Origin of the sequence: Maritimibacter sp. 55A14 (assembly GCF_003122205.1) — a bacterium.
Lineage (GTDB): Bacteria > Pseudomonadota > Alphaproteobacteria > Rhodobacterales > Rhodobacteraceae > QEYE01.
Genome location: NZ_QEYE01000016.1, coordinates 60,799 through 76,020, shown reverse-complemented (window position 1 = coordinate 76,020; position 15,222 = coordinate 60,799). Strand labels below are relative to the sequence as shown.

The 15,222-nt window shown below is 63.4% G+C and carries 16 protein-coding genes and 1 pseudogene; 9 read left to right on the top strand and 8 right to left on the bottom strand.

What is annotated here, in order from left to right:
- Window positions 1-207 precede the first annotated feature (207 nt).
- A complete protein-coding gene (locus DDZ14_RS14000) occupies window positions 208-885 on the bottom strand; it encodes a FadR/GntR family transcriptional regulator (protein ID WP_233252589.1) in 678 nt (225 codons plus the stop codon).
- Between the two features lie 197 nt (window positions 886-1,082).
- On the opposite strand from DDZ14_RS14000, the gene DDZ14_RS20270 reads away from it, so the two are divergent.
- Entirely contained in the window at window positions 1,083-1,229 is a 147-nt protein-coding gene (locus DDZ14_RS20270; protein ID WP_199221351.1) for a hypothetical protein, read from the top strand.
- A 71-nt stretch (window positions 1,230-1,300) separates the two neighbouring features.
- A pseudogene (locus tag DDZ14_RS13990) lies at window positions 1,301-1,405 on the top strand (IS110 family transposase); the annotation flags it as partial.
- A gap of 279 nt (window positions 1,406-1,684) precedes the next feature.
- On the opposite strand, the gene DDZ14_RS13985 reads toward DDZ14_RS13990, so the two are convergent.
- The 5 genes from DDZ14_RS13985 to DDZ14_RS13965 form a co-directional block, all read right to left on the bottom strand.
- Complete coding sequence (locus DDZ14_RS13985; protein WP_109425596.1) at window positions 1,685-2,389, bottom strand: ABC transporter ATP-binding protein; 705 nt, start codon at window positions 2,387-2,389, stop codon at window positions 1,685-1,687.
- 37 nt (window positions 2,390-2,426) lie between these two features.
- The gene (locus DDZ14_RS13980; protein WP_109425595.1) at window positions 2,427-3,194 is read right to left on the bottom strand and encodes an ABC transporter ATP-binding protein; all 768 of its coding nucleotides are present in this window, start codon (window positions 3,192-3,194) and stop codon (window positions 2,427-2,429) included.
- 41 nt (window positions 3,195-3,235) lie between these two features.
- Window positions 3,236-4,222, bottom strand: a complete 987-nt coding sequence (locus DDZ14_RS13975) for a branched-chain amino acid ABC transporter permease (RefSeq protein WP_158275535.1) — start codon at window positions 4,220-4,222, stop codon at window positions 3,236-3,238.
- Window positions 4,219-5,088 (bottom strand): branched-chain amino acid ABC transporter permease, encoded by an 870-nt coding sequence (locus DDZ14_RS13970; protein WP_109425593.1) that lies wholly within the window; start codon window positions 5,086-5,088, stop codon window positions 4,219-4,221. Before DDZ14_RS13970 ends, DDZ14_RS13975 begins: the two co-directional genes overlap by 4 nt.
- A gap of 95 nt (window positions 5,089-5,183) precedes the next feature.
- Complete coding sequence (locus tag DDZ14_RS13965) at window positions 5,184-6,521, bottom strand: ABC transporter substrate-binding protein (RefSeq protein ID WP_109425592.1); 1,338 nt, start codon at window positions 6,519-6,521, stop codon at window positions 5,184-5,186.
- A 493-nt stretch (window positions 6,522-7,014) separates the two neighbouring features.
- On the opposite strand from DDZ14_RS13965, the gene DDZ14_RS13960 reads away from it, so the two are divergent.
- Window positions 7,015-7,722 (top strand): IS6 family transposase, encoded by a 708-nt coding sequence (locus DDZ14_RS13960; protein ID WP_109425591.1) that lies wholly within the window; start codon window positions 7,015-7,017, stop codon window positions 7,720-7,722.
- Window positions 7,723-7,832: 110 nt separating this feature from the next.
- Here the strand turns inward: DDZ14_RS13960 and DDZ14_RS13955 are convergent, their stop codons facing one another.
- Together DDZ14_RS13955 and DDZ14_RS13950 are read right to left on the bottom strand one after the other, a co-directional pair.
- Window positions 7,833-9,194: an ATP-binding protein gene (locus tag DDZ14_RS13955; protein WP_109425590.1), complete on the bottom strand. Its 1,362-nt coding sequence runs from the start codon at window positions 9,192-9,194 to the stop codon at window positions 7,833-7,835.
- On the bottom strand, window positions 9,191-9,850 hold the full coding sequence (locus tag DDZ14_RS13950) for a response regulator transcription factor (protein WP_109425589.1): 660 nt from the start codon (window positions 9,848-9,850) through the stop codon (window positions 9,191-9,193). The genes DDZ14_RS13955 and DDZ14_RS13950 overlap by 4 nt, the downstream gene beginning before the upstream one ends.
- A gap of 145 nt (window positions 9,851-9,995) precedes the next feature.
- Between DDZ14_RS13950 and DDZ14_RS13945 the strand changes: the two genes are divergently transcribed.
- The 6 genes from DDZ14_RS13945 to DDZ14_RS13920 all read left to right on the top strand — a co-directional run bounded on the left by DDZ14_RS13945 (window position 9,996) and on the right by DDZ14_RS13920 (window position 15,222).
- Entirely contained in the window at window positions 9,996-10,328 is a 333-nt protein-coding gene (locus DDZ14_RS13945) for a PepSY domain-containing protein (protein ID WP_109425588.1), read from the top strand.
- A complete protein-coding gene (locus DDZ14_RS13940; RefSeq protein ID WP_109425587.1) occupies window positions 10,321-10,986 on the top strand; it encodes a cytochrome b/b6 domain-containing protein in 666 nt (221 codons plus the stop codon). The genes DDZ14_RS13945 and DDZ14_RS13940 overlap by 8 nt, the downstream gene beginning before the upstream one ends.
- Window positions 10,987-11,154: 168 nt before the next feature.
- On the top strand, window positions 11,155-11,532 hold the full coding sequence (locus DDZ14_RS13935; RefSeq protein ID WP_109425586.1) for a PepSY domain-containing protein: 378 nt from the start codon (window positions 11,155-11,157) through the stop codon (window positions 11,530-11,532).
- 38 nt (window positions 11,533-11,570) lie between these two features.
- Window positions 11,571-12,041 carry a DUF2271 domain-containing protein gene (locus DDZ14_RS13930; RefSeq protein ID WP_109425585.1) on the top strand — a complete coding sequence of 157 codons (471 nt, stop codon included), beginning with the start codon at window positions 11,571-11,573 and terminating at the stop codon, window positions 12,039-12,041.
- A 12-nt stretch (window positions 12,042-12,053) separates the two neighbouring features.
- The gene (locus DDZ14_RS13925) at window positions 12,054-14,261 is read left to right on the top strand and encodes a PepSY domain-containing protein (protein ID WP_109425584.1); all 2,208 of its coding nucleotides are present in this window, start codon (window positions 12,054-12,056) and stop codon (window positions 14,259-14,261) included.
- Window positions 14,242-15,222, top strand: a complete 981-nt coding sequence (locus tag DDZ14_RS13920; protein ID WP_109425583.1) for an FAD:protein FMN transferase — start codon at window positions 14,242-14,244, stop codon at window positions 15,220-15,222. Before DDZ14_RS13925 ends, DDZ14_RS13920 begins: the two co-directional genes overlap by 20 nt.

The following is a 15,222-nucleotide window of genomic DNA, read 5'->3' as shown; positions in this document are numbered from 1 at the left end:
ATGGGCGCAGCCGCTTGAGCTACCTGATGGCTCCGCGCCTGCGCCCATTGCTCATGCCGCCGAATGATGACACACAAAAGGGGAACAAGCTCGACTTACGAGTGGCCCTGAAAAAAGGGGCAGGTCAAGTGATCAAATGCCGAGCGTTCGAATCTTTCCCCCTCCGTCACGGAGCCCACAGGGTAAGTCTTCTGGGGAAAGGGGAACCTAGGCCATCATTCGATTTGCGACAGAGTCCTCCTCGGCACGCATCAGCGATATGCGCGCGGTTTCGAGGTGCTCTTTCATCTTGACCGCCGCGCGCTCCGGCTCGCGCGAGCGCAGCGCATTCAGGGTTTCCCGATGCTGTTTATTGTATTGACGGATAATCTGTTCATCAAGTGTCAAATGCCGCATGCGCGTCCATTTGTCGAGCGATTGGATAATATTGATCTGGCTGATAAGCCAGATCAACAGGTCGTTCCGGGTTGCCAGAGCAAGGGCGCGGTGAAAGGTCGTGTCGGCTCCCGCGAACGTCACGGGGTCGCAGATGGCTGTTTCCATCTTCGAACAGAGGCTATCCAGCAACTCGAAATCCTCACGCCGTGCGTGCAGCACGCATAGACGGCAGATGTGTGGCTCGAGGGCAAAGCGCGCGTCAATCAGTTCGAGAGGTGTCGCTTCTTCTACGGCGGTCAGGACAACAACTTCCTGATCAGGAGAGGTCACATAGGTCCCGCTTCTAGGCCGCGTTTCGAGCAGGCCCTCCTTTTCGAGTTGAATCAGCGCGGCCCTCAGCGTATTCCGCGCGACACCGAGATTCTCGGCAAGTGTCCGCGACGGCGGCAGACGCTCAAATCGCTGGAACTCGCCACTTTCGATGGATCGTCTCAGTTCCGTGGCCACGTCGGAGAAACTGCCTCTGCCCATTTTATTCGGCCTTATTTTGATCCATTTCTAAACCATTATCAGAATTAGCGCGCCAAAAATGCAAATATTGGTTCCGAAAACGGTTAATTTTGGTTTGTTTGGGGGTTCAAGGTTTGACCATTCGATGAGGATGCGAAGTGTAAGATGGCGTTTCCGGACACGCGGATTTTGTAATCATAGGCGCTGGTATCCATGGTGTCTCGACAGCGTGGAAGCTTGCCGAATGTCTATTGGAGCGTGGTGAAAACGTCGAGGGCCGGATCGTCATTCTCGAAAAAGCGGGATCTCCGCAGGGGCATCGGGTATTTCGTCGGCGTTGATGATGTGACCACCCCCCGACGGCATCGCTGTGCCAAGGTGGGTCTGCAATGATCCACAAGGGAGGACAGTCATGACGGAGATTACCACGGTCGGGCTCGATCTGGCGAAGAATGTATTTCAGGTGCATGGGGCTGACGGTTGCGGTCGCGCCGTTCCGCGCAAGAAGCTTCGGCGACCTCATCCCCCGCCCAGTGCTGACCGGTCGCGCATGCTTCCATTGCCACGCAGCACCCTGGTTGCGCCTGCATGAAGGCCAGGAACTGCTTGCGCGAAAGCTTCTTGCGGAACACAACCTCACCCTTGGCCGTTGGACTAGGCAACTGAAAGACCTGCTTGGCCAGGTCAACGCCAATGATCGATACTTTTTTCATAACCAAATCCTCCTGATCCTGCTCAGATCATTGTGGCACAAGTGCCGTCAGGAGGGGCTACCCAACCCATCATGAGAGCCCCTTCAAACGCCCAAATAGGTCTCTCGTACTTTCGGATCGTCCTTCAGGTCCACCGTGAGCCCGGACATTGATATGCGCCCGATTTCCATGACATAGGCACGTTTGGCCAGCAGAAAGGCCAGGCGCGCGTTCTGCTCGACTAAAACAATCGTGCGGCCTATCTCGTTGAGTTTCTTGATGATCTTTGCGATCTGCTGAGTCATCAGCGGCGACAGCCCCAGCGACGGTTCGTCCAGCAGAAGCACTTTCGGGCCCGACATCAGCGCGCGCGCCATGGCCACCATCTGTTGCTGGCCGCCGCTCATGGTTCCGGCCAATTGCTTGTGGCGTTCCTTGAGGATCGGGAAATGGGTGAACATCTCTTCGAGATCCCGTCTGATCCCGGCGGCGTCCTTTCTCAGGTAGGCGCCCATTTCGAGGTTTTCCATGACCGTGAGCTGTGGAAACACGTGCCGGCCTTCGGGCACCATGGCGATCCCGAGCGCATTGATCTTTTCCGGATCGAGGCCGTTGATGCGCTTGCCCTCGAAGAGGATCTCACCCTTGGTCGGCTTGTGCAACCCGCAGATCGTGCGCATGGTGGTGGTCTTGCCCGCACCGTTGGAGCCGATGAGGGTCACGATTTCCGCTTCGGCCACTTCGACGGAAATGCCCTTGACCGCCGCGACCGACCCATAGTGCGCCCAGACATCCTTCAAGCTCAACATATGCGTTCAATCCTCACGTTCATTTCCCGGGTTTCCGTCAAATCTCGAGCTCTTCCGACCCGAGATAGGCTTCGATCACCTTGGGGTTCGCTGAAACCTGTTCCGGTGTGCCTTCGGTCAGCAATTCTCCGAAATTGATGACGGAAATATACTCGCATGTCTCCATCACGGTGCGCATGTCGTGTTCGACCAGAACGACGGTCATGTTCCACTCGTCGCGCAGGCGGCGGATATGATCGGTGACTGTCGCGGTCTCGGTCGGGTTCATGCCGGCGACGGGTTCGTCGAGCATGATCAGTTTCGGCTCGACCGCCAGCGCGTTGGCGATACCCAGGATACGCTGGTGCCCGTGCGCGAGATTCTCGGCCAGGTCGTTCTCGTACGGGGTCAGGCCCAGAAAGGCGAGGATTTCCCGGCACCGGGCGCGGTTCATTTCCTCGTCGCGCCTGTCGGTTCCGAGGATCGCCTTGAGCAGGGTTTCGTCGGACTGGATGTGCCGCGACAGCATGACGTTTTCCAGCACCGTATAGCTCGGAAACAGGGCGTTGCGCTGAAAGGTGCGGACAAGCCCGGCGCGCGCGATATGGCTCGGCTTCTTGCCCGACACCACTTCGCCGTCGAAGGTGATGGTGCCCGACGTGGGCGCGAAGGTGCCGCTGACCAGGTTGAACAGCGTCGTCTTGCCCGCGCCGTTCGGCCCGATGATCCCCCGGATTTCTCCGCGCTCGATCGAGAGGTCCACATTGTTCACCGCAAGCAGGCCGCCGAAACGTTTCGTCAGTCCCTTGATTTCAAGCAATGCCATTCTGTCGTTCCTCCGAAATCCGCGATCCGCGCCCGCGCAGCCTATTCGCCTGCCGTGCCCGGGGATGCCGCCGCGTCGTCATTCTGCCCCGGCACGAGACGCTGTCTGATCTTTGCCAAGAGGCTCTCCAGACCGCCCGGCAGGAAGACAAGGAAGAAAATCAGAAGCCCGCCGAAGAGCAGCGGACGCCACTCCAACAGCGGGCGTGTCCATTCGAAGGCGAAGGTGACGACGATGAGCCCGACGATGGGGCCCCAGAAGGTTGCCGAGCCTCCGACCACGATCCAGATGATCAGATAGACCATCGTGTTGATGTCAAAGCCCTTCGGATCCACCGCGCCCAGCCGGTGCGCCAGCAATGCCCCGGCGATGCCGGCAAAGAAGGTGCCCGTGGCGAAGGCCAGCGCACGGTAATGCGGCACGTTGATCCCGACCGCCTCGGCCAGCTCCTCGTCCTTGTAAATTGCCACGAAGGTGCTTCCGATCCGGGATTTGTCGATGCGGTACATGATGGTGAGGCAGATGAAGGCAATCACCAGCATGAAGAAATAGGACGGGGTTGCAAAGAACAGGTCGATCGATCCGATCTCGCCGTTCGGGATACCGATCATGCCGCGCGGCCCGCCGAAGACATCGCGGAACTTGACCCATGTCAGCCGGACGAATTCGCCGATCGCGAATGAGGCGATGAAGAATCCGAAACCGCGTGTGCGGATCATCGGCAGCACGATGATATAGCCGAGGATCCCGGCGACTATGGCCGATAGCGGGACGGTCAACAGGATGGACAGGTCCAAATGCGTGGACAGCAGGGCGGTCGTGTAGGCCCCCACCCCCATCATGACCACATGCGACAGAGACCAGTCGCCGGTCATCGCCGGGATCCGGTAGCTGCACACCAGAATGAGGTTGATCAGGAAGATGATCAGGATTTCCAACGTATAGGGTTTGACCAGGAAGGGGGCTACGCAGGCCCCGGCCAGAACGAGAACGAGGAATGCGGCGAATGTCCAGTTTGTGCGTGTCACGCTTTCACCCTTCCAAGCAAGCCTTGAGGTCTGACGATCAGAACGACCGCCATGCAGGCCACACCGACCATCTGGGCGGTGACCGCGTCAGAGAGCGTCGTGACGAAGGTGTGGATGAAGCCCAGCAGAACGGCGGCCAGGATGGCGCCGGCGATGCTTTCCATGCCGCCCATCACGACCACGATGAACGCGGTCAGGATGATGCCATGCCCCATATAGGGGGTGACCGGATGGATCGGTGCCATGAGCGCGCCGGCAAGCCCCGCGAGGGCGCCGGATATGGCCATGGCCAGCATGGTCATCCGGTTGATGTTGATGCCCTGAAGCCGCGCCGTTTCGGGATCCTGCGCGCAGGCGCGCAAGGCCTTGCCGGCCTTCGCATGGTACAGGAAATACCACAGCGCGAACAGCATCGCGATCGCCGACGGGATCACCAGCACGCGTTGCCAGCCGATCCTCACGCCGCCCAGATCCAGCGCGCCCATGTAGGGTGTGGGCACCGAGCGCATCAGACCCACGCCCCAGATCTGGCCGATCAGCACCTGCAGGATCAGCGCGAGACCCGCCGTGGCCATGAATCCCGCCAGCACGTTCTCGCGCGTCGGCCTGAAAATGAAGCGTTCGGTTGCCACGCCCAGCAGCGCAACCACGGGAATCGCCATCAGAACCGCGACCGGAAAGGGCCAGCCCATGAGGCCGTAGCACACATAGACCGTGTAGGCCCCCACCATGAAGAATTCGCCATGGGCGAAATTCGCCATTTTCATGACGCCGAATGCCATCGCCAGACCGACAGCGATCACCGCGTAGATGGATCCGGCGACGATGGAGTTGGCGAAGGTTTGAAGAAGCGTGGCTGAGTCCATGATCTATCCGTGATTTCTGACAGACTGCATGCAAAAGACCGCGGCAGGCGCGCGTGTCGCGCCTGCTGTTGCGACCGGATACCCAGTCGCGGCCCTCAGCGTTGATAATACATCTGGCCCTTTTCCTCGACGACCTTGATGATGCTTTCCTTGCGGGATTCGAACCAGTCCTCGAACCGGATCTGCGCTTGGACGCGCTTGGTCCCGCCACGCACCTCGTTGATCGGGATCGGCGGCGAGATCATGTTGTCGATCCCCCACATTTCCTTGCCGCGCATCGTTGCCGGCCCGAGGATGCTGGGGATCGAGTCCTGTCCCCGCAAGGTTTCGAGCACCTGATCGGGATCGACCGTTCCGGCCAGCGTCACGCCTTCGGCCCAGACCTTGAGGGTGATCACGTGATCCCAGTCGATCCCCGTGATCTCGCGGTGCACGTCTTCGGGCGCACCCGGCCCGTAGCGCTCCATCCAGGCTTCGATGAAATTGTGCTGCCACGACGGCGAGCCCCACCAAGGGTCGTCGAACAGCGGGAAGCTGTCGGTCGCGCCTTCCAGGAACTCTGCCGGAACCTTCTGCAGGATCGATTCCGTATCCAGGTAGTTGGCCGAGATGAGGCCCTTGTAGCCCTGCAGGTAGAGCTGTTCGATGATCTGCACCACGAACGTGGGATAGGACAAGTTCAGGCTGACCACGTCGGGGTTGGTCGCCAGCATCGCCGTGACGACCGGGGCGAAGTCGGTGGTCTCGATGGCGTAATGCTCGTCGTATACGACCTCCCATCCGTCGGACAGGGCCGAGCCGACCTCCCACGCCTGCGATGTCAGGCCGATCGTGTCGTCCTGGGAAATCACCGCCCATCTATGCAGGTCCGGATTGACGAAGCGGTGATAGAAGGGCCGCAGCATGTCGATCCGGGGCGTCACGTCGCCGCCGGCGATCAGATAGGGGCGATCCGGCTTGATGTCGGTCGAAATGAGGCTGGCGTAGATCACCTTCATCTTGCTCAGGTAGGGGTGCGTCGCGTCCGCCGGATTGCCGCCGATGGCGCTGATGAACTTCACGTCGTTCTGCAGCACCAGTTCCTTGGCGCCCTGAAGCGCCTTGCTGCCGGTCGCCTCGTCGTCGAAAGCAAACATTTTCAGAGGCCGCCTTTCACCGCCGACCAAAAGGCCTCCTTCGGCATTCACCTTGTCGATGAACAACTGGTTGCCGGTCAGACCCGGCAATCCCCAGCCGGCGTCCGGGCCGGACAGAGCAGCCAAAAAACCGATATGGATCGGGTCGCCGGTCGGTTCGCTACCTTGGGCCGCAGCCGGTCCGATAAGACTTGGGACCTCGAACGCAGCGCCGCCGGCTGCCGCTGCTGCCGCGGCGATGGTATATGACGACTTCTTAAAAAAATCTCGGCGGCTAATGCCTTTTCTGTAGACCATGGATTGGCTCCCTTTACGTTGGATTTTGATCTCCAGGATTGTTCCCGGAATTGGCCTTTATTGAGGGGCATCAACGTAGATTTCGCCTGCCGCGCCCCCGTTGTTGTTATTTTTGTGCGTAAGTTGTTTGCATACTTGGAGGCATGAGTCTACCAAATATGCACCGGATCACTCCCAATAGCTTGATTTTCCAGTTTTTGGATCATTTTTGGTATAGAACGCATTGTTGCAAAACTTTGACCGTTGAGGATTCACATCGGGAATCCATGCGGTTACACGGGTCGAATGAGCAAGCCATCCCCGCCCGCTACCGCGCGACCAACTGGTCCAGTTATAACGCCGCGCTGCGCAAGCGGGGCTCGCTGTGGCGTTGTCAAAGGAACTTGGCTTGCGGCGGCGCAGGGGGCTGAGTGGCGTCTCGAGATGACCAAACCCAGGTCTTGTCAGAGAAACTTTGCTTGAGATCGGGCAGGGGGCTCGGTAGCCTTCCGGGATGACCAAACGCTCCCCGTTCAAGTACTTCAAAACCAGCCCAGAGATCATCCGCCTGGCGGTGATGCTCTACGTGCGGTTTCCTCTGTCGCTTCGAAACGTCGAGGACCTGCTGCACAAGCGGGGCATCGATGTCAGCCACGAAACCATCCGGTTCTGGTGGAACAGGTTCGGGCCGATATTTGCGTCCGAGATCCGTCGGCGGCGTGTTCAGCAGTTGCGCGCTTTCTCGCGCTGGCAGTGGCATGTTGATGAGATTTTCGTGAAGATCAATGGCGAACGCCATTACCTATGGCGAGCGGTTGATCACGAAGGCGAGGTTCTGGAGAGCGTCGTCAAAAGGCGGAGGAACAAGCGGGCCGCATTGAAAATGCTTAGAAAACTGAGGCGACGGTATGGTCAGCCAGAGGTTTTGATCACCGATCGGTTCCCATCCTACAAAGTTGCACTTCGCGACCTGCGTTGTGACCATCTGCAATCATGTGGCCGTTGGCTCAACAACAGGGTTGAGAACTCACACCTCCCATTTCGACGACGAGAGCGAGCGATGCAGCGCTTCCGGCGCATGCGAAGTCTGCAGAAATTCGTCGCCGTCCACTCTTCGGTCTTTAACCACTTCAACCAGGATCGCAGTCTCTCCAAACGGGATCACTTCAAGCAAAACCGTACCGCCGCTCTGGCCGAGTGGCGCGGTCTCTGCGCGGCATAAGGGGCAGTGTCGCTGTCCTTGTGGAGACCAGTTCGAATTCGTCTGACAGCACCCTGGTGACGTCGAGCGCCCTGTCGCCCAGAAGATGTCGCCGGCGCGTTTCATTCCGCCTACTGCGCATCGCTCCTCGCGCAAGGGTCGGTGACATCTGTCGGGAGCCTGAGGGACGCCTGGAAGCCGGAGGAGGCACCCGGACGCGGCGACTCCAGATTGAGCGGGCTTCCGATCCGGTCCGCGATGGCGGCAACGATGGCGAGGCCCAGCCCGCTGCCGTCCGGGCTAGAACTTGCCCGCTCGAAGCGCGCCGTCAGGCGGTCGAGTGTGTCGCGCGGCAGGACGGGACCGTCGTTCGCCACGATCAGTTGCCCTTCTCCCGTCAGGGTCACGTCGACCGGAGCATCCTCCGCTCCGTGGCGGAGGGCGTTCTCTACGAGGTTCCGGCAGAGGATTCCGAAGGCGTCGGGGTCGATGTCCGACATGACAGCCGCGCTCGGCAGTGAAAGCGAGATGCGACCCGGCGTGCCCGCGCGGCCGAGATCGTCCACCACGATACGCGCGACGGCTCTCAGGTCCGCGCTTCGGTCAATCCGCAGTCGCCCGCCTTCCGCTCGCGCAAGCTGCATGAGTCGTTCGGAGAGCCGGGTCAGCCGCTTGAGCGTCGCCTCGATCTCGGCGGCACGCGCATCAGTGGCGGGGTCATGCGTCTCCGACCGAAGCCGTTGCGCCTGCGCGATGGCGCCTGCCAGCGGCGTTCGAAGCTCATGGGCAGCGTTCGCCGCAAAGCTGCGCTCGGCCTCGAACGCGTCACGCAACCGGGCCAGAAGGCTGTTCAAAGTTGCGGCCAGCGGAGCGATCTCCGTCGGCAGGTCCTCCGCAGGCACCTCTGAAAGGTCGCGGACGCCGCGCGCCTCGAGCCGCATACGGAACTGGTGCAGGGGGTCCAGACTGAAGCGGACGGCCAAGATAATCGCCGCCAGCGCGACAGGCAGCACGACCAGCAGCGGTAGGCCGAGGCCCATCTGGATTTCGCGGGCGACGGACGTGCGATGAGCCAACGGCTCGGCCACCGTGATGCGGATCGTCCCCTGAAGCGCCGCATCGCTGTAGAGGCGATGTGTGGCGGTCTGCTGAAACCCCGGTCCCTCGTAAGGCGGGAAAACGGCGGGGTCCGCCGCATGAGATTGCAGCAGGATGCGCCCTTCGGCATCTCGGACGAGATAGGTGAAGAACTCGTCGTGTTCCCGGATCGGGGCGAGCCGCTGCGTTACCCCCTCATCTTCCCGTCCGACGATATCGGTCACGGCCAGCGGAAGGATCCGCTCCGCCGTCTCACGCAGAGCGCTGTCGAAAACCTCGTCCAACTCGCCCCGAACGATCACCGCCGTGACCGTCGCGGCCATGAGCCACAGAATCGTCAGCACGAGGCCCAGCGACAGACCGAGCCGGGCCTGCAGGCTGCGCGGCAGCCTCATGGCTTGCCCAGCCTGTAGCCCATGCCACGCTCGGTCTCGATGACCGCGCTCCCGAGCTTCTTGCGAAGGCGGCTGACATGGACCTCGATGGTGTTGCTTTCCACCTCGGCGTCGAATGCATAGAGCTTCTCCTCCAGCTGCGCCTTGGACAAGAGCTGCCCGGGGCGCGCGAGGAAGGCCTCGAACAGCGCCCACTCGCGGGCCGTAAGCGGAACCGGCCTGCCGTCGCGATGCACGCTGCGCGCGGCCAGGTCGATGTCGAGCGGCCCATGGGTGACGATGGGGTTCGGGTTGCCGCTGTAGCGTCGGGCGACCGAGCCGATCCGGGCCGACAGCTCGGCCAAGTCGAAGGGCTTCACGAGGTAATCATCGGCGCCCGCATTGAGCCCTTCGATCCGGTCCGACACCTGGTCGAGCGCGGTCAGGATGATGACCGGCGTCACGTCGCCCCGCACGCGCAAGCCCTTGAGAAACCCGATGCCGCGACCATCCGGGAGCATCAAGTCTAGGAGGATCAGGTCGTAGGACGTTGCCTTCACCGCGTCGCCCGCGGCGTCGAGCCGGGTGACCCAGTCCACCGACTGGCCATCGGTCGCGATCTGGTCGCGCACTGCGGCGCCGAGAGTCGTGTCGTCCTCGATCAGCAGTATGCGCATGGTCGTCCCCGTCCTTTCCCGATGGCCCTCCATGATCCGTCTGGCTGACGCGAAGCTGAAGCCGGTGGGCCAAGCCTCTTCAGGCTGCCGTCAGCTTCGCCGTGCATGAAATGCATCAAGAGGCGAACGACGAGGAGTTTGGCCCATGAAGAAGACATTGACAATTCTCGGCTTTCTCGCGGTGTTCCCGGCCGGCGTCGCGCTTGCGGACGACGACTGCTTCGTGCCGATGGCCGATTGGCAGCCGCGTGACGCCGTCGCCCGGCTGGCCGAAGAAAACGGCTGGGCTGTACGCCGGATCAAGATCGACGACGGCTGCTATGAAATCGACGGAAGCGACGCCGAGGGGCGCCGGATCGAAGTGACGGTCCATCCGGCGACGCTTCAAGTGATCGAGTTTGAATACGAGGACGAGGATGACGACGATCGGCGCGATCAGGATCGGGTCCGGGATCGTGAAGGAGGCGACGATGACTGAAACGAGCGCGCGAGATGCACCAGAAAAGGATGTCGGGACAGCCGGCAAGGTGCGGGTCTGGGATCCGTTGGTACGCGTGTTCCATTGGGGCCTCGTCGCCGCGTTCGCGGTGGCCTGGTTGAGCGCAGAAGAACTTGATACCGTCCACGAGGTCGCGGGCTACGTTGTTGCGGGTCTTGTCGCATTCCGGCTCGTCTGGGGTCTTGTCGGCAGCCGCTATGCGCGCTTCGCTCAGTTCCTGAAGGGCCCCGCAGCGACGCTGGCCTATATCGGCGACATGGTGCGCGGCAAGGAGCGGCGCTACCTCGGTCACAATCCGGCGGGCGCGGCCATGATCGTGGCGCTGCTCGTGACCCTGTCGGGAACGGCCTTCACTGGCTGGCTCATGGCGGAGCCAGACCGGGTGGCAATGCTGCCAGACATAACGCAGATCGTGGCGCCCGCCTGGGCTGATGACGACGGGGACGAGTACGGTGAGCGTGGCAAAGTCGAAGGTGCGCTAGAAGAGGTTCATGAGACTCTGGCCAACCTGATGCTCCTGCTCGCGGCGATGCATGTGGGTGGCGTCATGCTGGCGTCCGTCCGACACCGCGAAAACCTCGTCCGTGCCATGGTCATCGGCGACAAGCGCGCGCCCGGTCCTGGCGATATTGCCTGACAGCCCGGAACCCTAAGGTCGACGTCCCTGCGGCCACACCGGGTCCCGCTTTCACCGGCGGGGCCTTTTTCTTCCTGACGGCAAGCTGAAGCAGGAATCGCCAACGTGTCAGGAAGCCCTCAGGTCGGCTCTCCAGATTGTCCTCAGCAGACGAAAGGAGACCCTGCCATGAAAAAGATTCTGACCGCCCTTGCCATCATCTCCCTCTTGCCCGTCGGCGCCGCGCTGGCCGATGACGACGATTGCTCGGCGCCCCGCGACCAGTGGCAGTCGCGCGAGGCCGCGATGCAGCTGGCCCAGCAGAAGGGCTGGACCGTGCGCGATTTCGAGATCGATGATGGCTGCTATGAGATCAAGGGCCGTGACGCGGACGGACGGGAAATCGAGGTGAAACTCGACCCGGCGACACTGCAGGTCGTCGAGATGGACTACGATGATGACGACGATCGCGGCGGCGCCCGCAATCCCGCGCCCGCCGGCACCGTCGCACCGCCGCAAAACGGCCTCTTCGGGAACGACGCTCCGCCGCAGGTTCAGGTGAATTGAGCCGTCCTGCAGCAACCAGCCAAACAAGGATCAATCCGATGAAATCGCTTCTCGCGACACTCGCGCTCACCACCGCGCTGACGCTTCCCGGCCTCGCCATGGCGCGTCCCGTGACCCTGACCACGACCCTCAACAATTACGGCGGCGACGGGGCATATCTTGCGCTCTACGTCACCGACGCCTCGGGCGCCTATGTCGGCAGTCTCTGGATGGCTGGCGGCAAGTCCAAGTACTACGAGCATCTGAGCGACTGGTACCGCGCCACGGGTGGCGATACCGCGCAGGTGAACGGCATAACCGGCGCCAGCGTCGGCGCGGGCCGAACGCTCGAGATCACACTCGACCTGGCCGATGCGCTCTTCGATGCGGGCTACACGCTCCACATCGACGCCGCCGTCGAGGACATGCGCGACAGCCCGAACGAGGTGGCGGTGCCGCTCACGACCGATGGCGCGGGCACGCCGGTGAACGGGCGCCGCTACGTCGCCAGCTTCGCCTACGACATGTGAGGAGTGAGGGCCATGATCCGCGCACTCCATCGCTGGCCGGGTCTGCTGGCCCTCGCGCTCGTCACCATCCTCGCTCTCAGCGGCGCGGCGCTGTCGGTCTTTCCCGCGGCCGAACGCCTTGCCGCGCCGCAGGCGGAGACTGGGCTCACGGTCGCCGCCCTCGCGGACCGCATCCAGGCGGTCTATCCAGGCGTCGAGCAGATCCGCCGATCACCCTCGGGCCGGATCACGGCCTACTGGTTCGACCAGGGCGCGCCGGGCGCCGCCGTGATCGACCCGGTGACGGGTGAGGGCGTGGCCTCGGCCGACCCCAACCAGACCCTTCGCTGGCTCACCAACCTTCACCGCTCGCTGTTCCTCGGGGACGGCGGGCGCATCGCCATGGCGGCGGGGGCGGCGGCGATTCTGGTCCTCTCGCTTTCGGGCGCGGCGCTGGTGGCGCGACGGGCGGGCGGCTGGCGGCTCTGGTTCGCGCCTCTGCGCGGTCCGCTTGCCGGTCGTCTTCACGTCGAGGTCGCTCGGGTTGCCGTGATAGGGCTTGTGCTCTCGTCTACCACGGCTTTGTGGATGACGGCGTCCACCTTCGATCTCCTTCCCGACGGCGGCGCAACGCCAGGCTTCCCCGCCGAGGTGAGCGGTGAAACCGGATTCGCTCTCGACCAGATGCCGGCCCTCAGGCAGACGCCCGTCGCCGAACTGCGCGAGTTGAGCTTTCCCTATCCCGGCGATGCGACGGACACCTTCACGCTGAAGACCGACCGGGGGACGGGGTATCTCGACCAGGGCTCCGGCGCGCTGCTGGCATGGGCCGACCTGACCGGGTGGGAGCGCATCTCGGAAACCGTCTACATGCTCCACACCGGACAAGGCGCGGCGACACTCGGCCTCGTGCTCGGGCTCACGGCGCTCGGCGTGCCGGCGATGGGCGGGACCGGCGTTCTGGTCTGGCTTGCCGGGCGGCGGGGGCGGCCGCGCATCCGGGGCAACCGGCCGGCCGGGCGCGCTGAGACGATCCTGCTCGTCGGCAGCGAGGGCGGCAGCACCTGGGGTTTCGCCGCGACGCTCCACGCCGCTCTGACAAAAGCCGGGCAGAGCGTCCATGTCGGCGCGATGTCGGGATTCGCCCTGGAGCGCTACATGAGGGCCGAGCGGATCATCGTGCTCGCCGCGACCTATGGCGACGGTGCGGCGCCGGCCTCGGCCGAGGGATTCCTCGACCGGCTCAGCGCTGTCGATCCTGCGCCTGACATTCATCTGGCCGTGCTCGGCTTCGGCGACCGCAGCTTTCCGGCCTATTGCGCCTTCGCCAAGGCCGTCGCATCGGCGGCGCAGGCGAAGGGCTGGCCCGAACTCCTGCCTCTCGACACCATCGACCGCCAGTCCCCGCAAGACTTTGTCCGCTGGGGCCGCGCGCTTGGTGAGGCGCTTGGGATCCCCCTCGAATTGTCGCACCAGCCCGTTCTGCCCACGACCGAGACGCTGACCCTCGTCTCGCGACGGGACTACGGCGCCGAGGTGCAGGCCCCGACCGCGATCCTCCGCTTCGCCCTGCCGCGCGTCTCGCTCTGGCAGCGGTTGACCGGTTCCGGGTTCGCCCGGTTCACGGCAGGCGACCTCGTCGGCGTCGTGCCGGAGGGAAGCGCCGTCCCGCGACTCTACTCACTCGCCTCCGCGCGCCGCGACGGTTTCATTGAGATCGTCGTGAAAAAGCATGCCGGCGGCCTCTGTTCGGGCCAGCTCACGGCGCTGGAGCCGGGCGAAACGGTGATCGCCTTTCTCCGCCGCAACCCCGGTTTCCGCCCGGGCCGGAGCCGCGCGCCGCTGATCCTGATCGGCGCGGGGACCGGCATCGGGCCGCTCGCCGGCTTCGTGCGCGGCAACCTGCGCAGCAGGCCGATCCACCTATTCTTCGGCATGCGTCATCCCGACAGCGACTTCTTCTACGGCGAAGACTTGGCGGCTTGGCAGGATGAGGGGCGTCTGACCCGGCTGGTCACGGCCGTCTCGCGCGGGGCGCGTCCCCACTACGTGCAGGACGCGCTGCGGGGCGAGGCCACTCAGGTCGCGGAGTTCATCCGCAACGGGGCGCGCGTGATGGTTTGCGGCGGGCGCGACATGGCCGCGGGCGTGGCCGAGGCGCTGGCCGAGATCCTCGCGCCGGCCGGGCTTTCGCCTGCAACACTGAAGGCGGAGGGACGGTATGTCGAAGATGTCTACTGAGAGCGCGCGCATCGCTCTGAACGGCCCGACGATGGGCACGCGTTGGTCAGCACTGTTCTATGCAGAGCCGAGCGTCGACCCCGACCCGATCCGCGCGGCGCTGCAAGCGGCCGTGGAGGAAGTGGACGGACAGATGTCGACCTGGAACGCGGGCAGCGATCTGATGCGGCTCAACGCGGCGCCGGTGGGCCAATGGGTGCCGGTGCCCGAGCGCCTCCGGCAGGTGCTGAGCCTCGGACTCGAAATCGGGCGCGCCTCGGGCGGGGCCTTTGACATCGGCATGGGGGACGCGGTGATGGCCTGGGGCTTCGGGCCGGAGGCCGCAGCGCCCGACGGCATCCGTGCAGCGATGGAAACCCCGCGCCGCCCGGCGCATGAGGTTCTGGAGTTCGACGGCGACCACATGCGCAAGGTCGCGCCCATCGCGCTGGACCTGAACGGCATCGCCAAGGGCTATGGCGTGGACCGGCTGGCCGAGACACTGCGCGACCACGGTATCGACAACGCCCTTGTCGGAATCGATGGGGAAATGTGCGCGACAGGCCTCCGGCCGGACGGAGAGGCGTGGACCATCGCGGTGGAAGCGCCAGACACGGAGCGCCGGACGCCCCATTCGCTTCTCGCGCTGCAGGACGCTGCCGTGGCGACGTCGGGCGACTACCGCCACTGGGTCGAGGTGCAGGGACGACGCCTGTCGCACACCATGGATCCGAGACGCGGCGCACCGCTGATCGCGTTGCCTGCCTCCGTCACCGTCGTTGCCCGCAGCTGTGCCGAGGCGGATGCCTGGGCGACGGCGCTGATGGTGCTCGGCCGGGAGAGGGGCGCGGCAATCGCAAGAAAACGCGGGCTCGACGCTCTGTTCCTCCTGCGCGATGATGAAGGGAACGCGAGGGGCATGGGAGTCGGACGACTTTTTTGCGAAGAACCAGAGGCAATCGCCTCAGCCGGGGGATCATGA